The sequence below is a fragment of the Kitasatospora sp. NPDC007106 genome (assembly GCF_040634455.1).
Lineage (GTDB): Bacteria > Actinomycetota > Actinomycetes > Streptomycetales > Streptomycetaceae > Kitasatospora > Kitasatospora arboriphila.
The window spans coordinates 1-7464 of the sequence record NZ_JBEYFP010000279.1 but is presented as its reverse complement, the minus strand read 5'-3'; the positions used below and the strand labels follow the sequence as shown (position 1 = coordinate 7464).

General features: G+C 75.1%; 5 protein-coding genes, 4 tRNA genes and 1 pseudogene. 5 read left to right on the top strand and 5 right to left on the bottom strand.

The window, feature by feature from the left end; translation table 11 throughout:
* The first annotated feature begins 107 nt into the window (after positions 1–107).
* From ABZ641_RS20745 to ABZ641_RS20730, 4 genes are all read left to right on the top strand, one after another.
* Positions 108–181: transfer RNA gene (locus tag ABZ641_RS20745), tRNA-Cys, on the top strand.
* Between the two features lie 33 nt (positions 182–214).
* Positions 215–286 (top strand) — tRNA-Val (locus ABZ641_RS20740).
* 28 nt (positions 287–314) lie between these two features.
* Positions 315–386 (top strand) — tRNA-Val (locus ABZ641_RS20735).
* Between the two features lie 28 nt (positions 387–414).
* Positions 415–486: transfer RNA gene (locus ABZ641_RS20730), tRNA-Val, on the top strand.
* Between the two features lie 229 nt (positions 487–715).
* On the opposite strand, the gene ABZ641_RS20725 is transcribed toward ABZ641_RS20730, so the two are convergent.
* Complete coding sequence (locus ABZ641_RS20725) at positions 716–907, bottom strand: hypothetical protein (RefSeq protein WP_344621681.1); 192 nt, start codon at positions 905–907, stop codon at positions 716–718.
* Between the two features lie 537 nt (positions 908–1444).
* On the opposite strand from ABZ641_RS20725, the pseudogene ABZ641_RS20720 reads away from it, so the two are divergent.
* A pseudogene (locus ABZ641_RS20720) lies at positions 1445–2836 on the top strand (serine/threonine-protein kinase); the annotation flags it as partial.
* 655 nt (positions 2837–3491) lie between these two features.
* On the opposite strand, the gene ABZ641_RS20715 reads toward ABZ641_RS20720, so the two are convergent.
* The 4 genes from ABZ641_RS20715 to cobA all read right to left on the bottom strand — a co-directional run bounded on the left by ABZ641_RS20715 (position 3492) and on the right by cobA (position 7419).
* On the bottom strand, positions 3492–4298 hold the full coding sequence (locus ABZ641_RS20715) for an RNA methyltransferase (protein WP_359983721.1): 807 nt from the start codon (positions 4296–4298) through the stop codon (positions 3492–3494).
* A 158-nt stretch (positions 4299–4456) separates the two neighbouring features.
* Positions 4457–5602: a DUF6596 domain-containing protein gene (locus ABZ641_RS20710; RefSeq protein WP_359983719.1), complete on the bottom strand. Its 1146-nt coding sequence runs from the start codon at positions 5600–5602 to the stop codon at positions 4457–4459.
* A gap of 7 nt (positions 5603–5609) precedes the next feature.
* A complete protein-coding gene (locus tag ABZ641_RS20705) occupies positions 5610–6017 on the bottom strand; it encodes a YciI family protein (protein ID WP_344621678.1) in 408 nt (135 codons plus the stop codon).
* A gap of 169 nt (positions 6018–6186) precedes the next feature.
* On the bottom strand, positions 6187–7419 hold the full coding sequence (gene cobA / locus ABZ641_RS20700; RefSeq protein ID WP_359983716.1) for a uroporphyrinogen-III C-methyltransferase: 1233 nt from the start codon (positions 7417–7419) through the stop codon (positions 6187–6189).
* Between the last annotated feature and the right edge of the window lie 45 nt (positions 7420–7464).

Genomic DNA, 7464 nt, shown 5'->3' with positions numbered 1-7464 from the left:
TGATGCTCTACCAACTGAGCATCACCTTGCCAAGGTGAGGGTCGCGAGTTCGAATCTCGTCGTCCGCTCGATGGAGAACAGGGTAAGATCGTTCTCCGAAGTTGCCTGGTGGAGTGGCCGAGAGGCGAGGCAACGGCCTGCAAAGCCGTGTACACGGGTTCAAATCCCGTCTCCACCTCCAAGAGGTGCCCCCGGTTCGCCGGGAGCCCTCCCCGCGCGATTAGCTCAGCGGGAGAGCACTACCTTGACACGGTAGGGGTCACTGGTTCAATCCCAGTATCGCGCACTCGATCTCTTCGGGGATCGGCATCCCAGCGCGATTAGCTCAGCGGGAGAGCACCACCTTGACACGGTGGGGGTCACTGGTTCAATCCCAGTATCGCGCACGCAGGCCCGGCAGGGCTTGACAAACCCGCGCGATTAGCTCAGCGGGAGAGCACTACCTTGACACGGTAGGGGTCACTGGTTCAATCCCAGTATCGCGCACAGAAGATCGAAGGCCGTGGTCCGGTGGACCGCGGCCTTCGTCGTTGTCCGGCGCCGACGGCGACGCGTGCGCGTCGGAGTGCGGAGTGCGGAAAAGGCAGGTGCCGGGTGCGGACGCCCTCACCGACGTCCTTGCACCCGGCCCCTGCTCTGCCGGGGTGGCCACCGCTCGGCCCGTCCACGTGTCCTGCGGTGTCGCGCCCGGCCGGCGCGGACCCCTCCCCTGGGGTCAGCGCCCGATCAGATCGGCGACGGCGCGAGCCTGTGTCGCCAGTTGCTCCCAGCCGCCGAACAGCGCCAGCAGCAGCACCGCGCACGGCACGGCGATGGCCAGGGCCACCGCCGGGTGCCTGTCCCCGGTGGGCGACTGGCCGCCGAAGGGCCGGTGGCGGCGCCCGGTGCCGGTGAACTGCGTGGCCATGATCGTCTGCTCCTGCTCGTCGCCGGGCGCGGCCGCTGGGCGGCCCGCACGGGGCGGTCGGGTGGTCGGGACGGCGGGCCGGGACCTCGGGGGACGAGTAGCGGCCCGCCGTCGAGATCAACAGTAGGCCGGAGGGCCCCCACCGGGCGTCATGCCCGCGCACGGTTCCACCGGCCTCCCGGAGGATGAGGCCGGGTCGTGCCGCCTACTACCGGAGGGGGAGACGGAACCGATCGCATCCCCGACGCAACCCTGAGGCCCACCCCGAGGGGGGGCTCCCGGGGACGGCCGGGAGCCCGTCCTGCGGCGGCGTCGGGCGGGCCCGCCGGAGCGCCGTTCGCGTGCGACGCGCAGGCCCCGGACAAGGGTGCTCCGGGTACCCGCGGAACGCCTTTCGACGGAGATCGGACAATCCGACCGCCCCTCGGGGTGTTGCGTGTCAGCACAGCACTGCGGCCAGTCCGTAAGCTGTCCCGGACAGGATCTGACGACGGCCCACTCGACGGGGCCTCACTCCACAGGCTGACGGGGACGAGTATGGCGATGATGCGGCTGAGGCGTGAGGACCCCCGCATCGTCGGACCGTTCCGACTGCACCGACGGCTCGGCGCCGGCGGCATGGGCGTGGTCTACCTCGGCTCGGACCGCAAGGGCCAGCGGGTCGCCCTCAAGCTGATCCGCGACGAGCTGGCCGGGGACGCGGAGTTCCGCACCAGGTTCGCCCGCGAGGTCGCCGCCGCCTCCCGGATCCGCGGCGGCTGCACCGCACGCGTGGTCGACTCCGACCTCAAGGCCGAGCGGCCGTGGCTGGCGACGGCCTACGTGCCCGGGCCCTCGCTGTACAAGCGGGTCACGGACGAGGGCCCGCTGCCCTGGCCGGAGGCGGCCCGGATCGGCGCCGCCCTCGCCGACGGGCTGGTGAAGGTGCACGAGGCCGGGGTCGTCCACCGCGACCTCAAGCCCTCCAACATCCTGCTCTCGCCGCGCGGCCCGCGGATCATCGACTTCGGCATCGCCTGGTCGCGCGGCGCCTCCACGCTCACCCACGTCGGGACGGCGGTCGGCTCGCCCGGGTTCCTCGCGCCCGAGCAGGTCCGCGGGGCGGCGGTGACCCCGGCCACCGACGTGTTCGCCTTCGGCGCGACGATCGCCTTCGCCCTCACCGGGGAGTCGCCCTTCGGCTCCGGCGCCTCCTCCGAGGTGATGCTCTACCGGGTGGTGCACGAGGAGCCGGACCTCGCCGGCGTGCCGCCGGTGCTGGCGCCGCTGATCGGCGCCTGCCTGGCCAAGGAGCCGGGCGAGCGGCCCGCCGCGGCGGCGCTGCACGAGCGCCTGACCGAACTCGCCGCGCGGGGCACCGTGCTGGGCGGACGGGCCCGCAGCGGAGCGCCGGGCCCCGCCGCACAGCAGCAGGCGCAGGTCGCCGCACCCGACCGGGCCCACGGTCCGGGCGCGGGCGCGGCTCCGGGACACGGCGCTGGTCCTGGGCACGGGCCGGGCGCCGGACCGGCGCCGGGGCAGCAGACACCGCGGCCGGGTGCCGGTCCGCAGGCCGGACAGGGCCACACCCCGGGGTACGGGCCGGGGTACGGGCCGGGACAGCCGGCGGGGCACGGCCGGGCGGGCGGGCAGCGGCCCGTGGTCGGCGGACGCGTCCCGACGGGCAGACCGCCCCGCCGGGCCCCCGGACAGCCGCCGCACGGCGGTGTACCGCACCCCGACGGCCAGGACACCCTGCGGGACCGGCACCGCACGCCCGTACGACCGCACACGCCCGCGCCGGGCCGGCCGCGGGAGCGCCAGCACACGCCCGTCCCCGGGCGGCCCTCGGCGGACTCCCGGCGGCGGCTGCTGCGGCAGCGGCTGGTGGTCTTCGTCACGGTGACCCTGGGCGTGGCCCTGGCCATCGCGACCGCGCAGGGCTGCGAGAACCGCAGCAACCAGGGACGCGGCCCGGCCGACCGCCCCTCCCCCGCGGCCTCGGCACCCGCGCTCTCCCTGGACGGCGCCGCACCGGCCGGATCGAGTGCCGCGCCGGCCGCCGCGCCGTCGGTCGGCGGGGCGGCCGGGTTCGGCCCGGCGGCCGGTCCGCTGCCCGCCGTGGACTGGGCCAACCGCGCCTACTCCGACCCGGCGGGCGGGCCGGAGATCCGGCTGCACGACGGCAAGGCGGGCGGCGACGGCGCACAGATCGCGCTCAGCACCGTGCTGCCGGCCCGCTACCGGGAGGCGCCCGCCGCCCTGGTGGTGCTGCGGCGGACCGAAGGGTCCGTCCCGGTCGACCTGGTCGAGCTGTTCTCGTTCAACGGGGGCGCGCCGGTGCTGGTCTCCTCCCGCGCCTCGGCGGCGGACCCGCAGGCCGCGGCCGCCTGGCGGCTCGAGAACGGGGCGCTGCTGCGCGAGGAGAAGGTCTCGCTGACCGGTGCGACCTCGTCCACCCGGTACACCGCGCGGGCCGACGGCGGCCTGGAAGAGGCCTGGCCGGGCGCCGGGGTGTCCGGCGGCAGCCGCTGACGGGGCGGCGCGGGCGGGACGGGGCCGGTGCGGGCGCGTCTGCGTCGGCGCCGGCGGGGGCGGGTCGGGGTCAGCGGGGGCGGGTCGCGTAGAAGGCGACGGCCGAGGCGGCCGCCACGTTGAGCGAGTCCACACCGGCGTCCATCGGGATGCGGACGTGTTCGTCGGCGGCGGCGAGGGTCCGGCGGGCCAGCCCGTCGCCCTCGGTGCCGAAGACCAGGGCGAGCCGCTCGGCGTCGCGGGCGGCCAGCTCGTCCAGGGTGATCGCCTTCTCGCTCAGGCAGAGCGCCGCGACCGTGAAGCCGGCCTCGCGGAGCGTCCCGATGTCCGCCGGCCAGGAGTCCAGCCGGGTCCACGGCACCTGGAACACCGCGCCCATCGACACCTTCACCGACCGGCGGTAGTACGGATCCGCGCAGCGCGGGGTGAGCAGGACGGTGTCCACCCCGAGGGCCGCCGCGTTGCGGAAGGCCGCACCGATGTTGGCGTGGTCGACGATGTCCTCGAAGACGGCGACCCGGCGGGCCGGGCCGAGGAGGTCCGTGAGCGTGGGCAGCGGACGGCGCTCCATCGCGGCGAGGGCGCCGCGGTGCACGTGGTAGCCGGTCACCTGCTCGGCGAGGGCGGGCTCCACGACGTGGACGGGGGCTTCGGCCTCCGCGATGACGTCGGCCATCACCTCCAGCCACTTGGGGGTGAGGAGCATCGACCGCATGCGGTAGCCGGCGTCGACCGCCCGGCGGATCACCTTCTCGCCCTCGGCGATGAAGAGGCCCTCGGCGGGCTCGCGGCGGCGGCGGAGTTCGACGTCGGTCAGGCCGGTGTAGTCGGCGAGGCAGGGGTCGGCGGGGTCGGTGACGGTACGGGGTTCGGACACGGGGTCGATCCTGCCGGGTGGGGGTGGGACTGGCCAAACCGGCGGGGTGGGGGTGCCTCCCGGCGGACCAGGGCTCGGCCCGTGCCGTGGGGATACCCACTCGCGGATTCCGCAGTTCCCCACGCCCCTGTTGTGGCTGCCCTCTGGGGATGGGTGTCTCAGGGGCGGAGGTGGGTGTTGAGGCGGGCGGCTTGGCGGGTGAGGTGGTCGCGTTCGGCGAGGTTGGGGGCCTGGTGGGCGGCTTCGGCGTAGAGGCGGGCGGCGGTGGGGAGGTCGCCGTCGCGTTCGTGGAGGTAGGCGGAGACGGCGGTGCGGCGGGGCAGGGAGGTGTCCAGGGCGGCGAGTGCCGCGAGTCCGGCGCGCGGGCCGTCGGCCTCGCCGACGGCGACCGCGCGGTTGAGCCGGACGACCGGGCTGTCGGTCAGGCGGGTGAGTTCGTCGTACCACTCGACGATCTGCACCCAGTCGGTCTCCGCGGCGGTGGGCGCGTCGGCGTGCAGGGCCGCGACGGCGGCCTGGGCCTGGAACTCGCCCAGCCGGTCGCGGGCGAGCGCCGTCTGCAGGATCCCGATGCCCTCCGCGATCGATGCGGTGTCCCACCGGCCGCGGTCCTGTTCGGCGAGCGGGACGAGGCTGCCGTCGGCGGCGGTGCGGGCGGCCCGCCGTGCGTGGTGGAGCAGCATGAGGGCGAGCAGGCCCGACACCTCGGGGTGGTCGACGGCGGAGGCGAGCTGTCGGGTGAGCCGGATCGCCTCGGCGGCGAGGTCGACGTCCCCGGAGTAGCCCTCGTTGAAGACCAGGTAGAGGGTGCGGAGCACGGTGGCGACGTCGCCGGGCCGGTCGAGCCGGACGCCGGAGACGGTGCGTTTGGCCCGGCTGATGCGCTGGGCCATGGTCGTCTCGGGCACCAGGTAGGCCCGGGCGATCTGGCGGGTGGTCAGTCCGCCGACGGCGCGCAGGGTGAGGGCGACCGCGGACGCGGGGCTCAGCGAGGGGTGGGCGCACAGGAAGTAGAGCTGGAGCGTGTCGTCCGCCGCGGGTGCAGGGCCGGGCGGCGGTTCCTCGTCGACGAGGTCCTCGCGGCGGCGGCGGGCCGCGTCGGACCGGGCCGCGTCGAGGAACTTGCGCCAGGCGGCGGTGACCAGCCAGCCCTTCGGGTCCCGCGGCGGGTCGGCGGGCCAGACGCGGACGGCCTCGACCAGGGCGTCCTGGACGGCGTCCTCGGCCGCCGCGAAGTCGGCCCCGCGGCGGACGAGGATGCCGAGCACGCTCGGGGTGAGGCTCCTGAGCAGGGACTCGTCCATCGGTGGGTCACTCGGTGACGGTCGGCGGCTCGGTCAGGAACGGGCGCAGCTCCAGCCACTCGTGGATCGGCCGGCCGCCCGCGCCGGGGGCGGCGGACAGTTCGCCGGCGAGTTCGACGGCGCGGTCGTAGCTGTCGACGTCGATCACCATCCAGCCGGCGATGAGGTCCTTGGTCTCGGCGAACGGGCCGTCGGTGACCGGGGGGCGGCCCTCGCCGTCGTAGCGGACGAAGGTGCCCCCGGGGGCGAGTGCCTGGCCGTCGACGAACTCGCCGCTCTTCTCCAGGCGGGCCGCGAAGTCCTGCATGTACTGCACGTGGGCCGAGATCTCCTCGGGCGTCCACTGTTCCATCGGCACGTTGTTCACCGGGTCCGGGGCGCCGCGGTAGTGCTTGAGCAGCAGGTACTTGGCCATGGTGTGGTTCTCCTCGGTGCTGTGCGACCCATTGTGGTCGCGTTCACCCCGGGGACGGAGCCGGTCGCGGATTCTCGACACGGTCGGCGGAGATTTCTTCGAAACCGGTCGGGGAAGCACCGCGGCCCCGACCCTGGGCGGGTCGGGGCCGCGGATCGCGCGTCCGGCGTCAGTGGGCGAGGACGTTGACGACGTCGCCGATGACGATGACGGCCGGGGGCTTGATCTGCTCGGCGGCGACGGTGGCGCCGACCGTGGCGAGGGTGGCGTCGACGCGGCGCTGGCCGGCGGTGGTGCCCTCCTGGACGACGGCGACGGGGGTGTCGGCCGGTCGGCCGCACTCGACGAGCTTGGCGGCGATCGCGCCGATCTTGTCGACGGCCATCAGCAGCACCAGGGTGCCGGTCATCCGGGCGGCGGCGTCCCAGTTGGTGAGGGAACGCTCGTCCGGGCCGACGTGGCCGGAGATGACGGTGAACTCGTGCGTCATGCCGCGGTGGGTGACCGGGATGCCGGCGGCGGCCGGGACGCTGATCGAGCTGGAGATGCCGGGGACGACGGTGACCGGCAGCCCGGCCTCGACGCAGGCGAGCAGTTCCTCGCCGCCGCGGCCGAAGACGTACGGGTCGCCGCCCTTGAGGCGGACCACGAACTTGCCGGCCTTGGCGTGGTCGATCAGCGTCCGGTTGATCGCCTCCTGGGCCATGTAGCGGCCGTAGGGGATCTTGGAGGCGTCGATGACCTCGACGTGCGGCGGGAGTTCGGCGAGCAGCTCGCGCGGGGCGAGGCGGTCGGCGACCACCACGTCGGCGTCGGCGAGCAGCCGGCGTCCGCGGACGGTGATGAGGTCCGGGTCGCCGGGGCCGCCGCCGACCAGGGCGACGCCGGGGGTGCGCTCGCGGTACTGGCGGGCGGCGAGCGAGCCGTCCCGCAGGCCGTCGACGATGGCGTTGCGCAGGCCGGCGGAGTGCCGCGGGTCGCCGGTGAGGACGGCGACGGTGGCGCCGCCGTCCCGGCCGCTGGCCGGGGTCCAGGCGGTGGCGGCGGAGGCGTCGTCGCTGCGGGCGCAGAAGACGCGCAGCCGCTCGGCCTCGGCGGACACCGCGGTGTTCACCCCGGGGTCGTCGGTGGCGACCAGGGCGTACCAGGTGTCGGCGAGGTCGCCGTCGGTGTAGCGGCGCTCGTGCCAGGTGATCTCGCCCGCGTCGGCCATCGCGTGCACGGCCGGCGTGGTGGACGGGGATATCAGGTGGATGTCGGCGCCGGAGGCGATGAGGGCGGGCAGCCGGCGCTGGGCGACCTGGCCGCCGCCGATCACGACCACGCGCCGGCCGGTGAGGAGCAGACCGACCGGGTACGGGGTGAGGCCCTCGGTGCTGGGGTGGGGTGCGGGCGCGTTCATGGGCGGGGCTCCTGGGTGGCGGAGGTACGGGGACGGCGCGAACCC

Coding starts and splice junctions, on each gene's coding strand:
- ABZ641_RS20725 (WP_344621681.1), bottom strand. CDS start 907: ATGGCCACGCAGTTCACCGGCACCGGGCGCCGCCACCGGCCCTTCGGC.
- ABZ641_RS20710 (WP_359983719.1), bottom strand. CDS start 5,602: ATGGACGAGTCCCTGCTCAGGAGCCTCACCCCGAGCGTGCTCGGCATC.
- ABZ641_RS20705 (WP_344621678.1), bottom strand. CDS start 6,017: ATGGCCAAGTACCTGCTGCTCAAGCACTACCGCGGCGCCCCGGACCCG.
- cobA (WP_359983716.1), bottom strand. CDS start 7,419: ATGAACGCGCCCGCACCCCACCCCAGCACCGAGGGCCTCACCCCGTAC.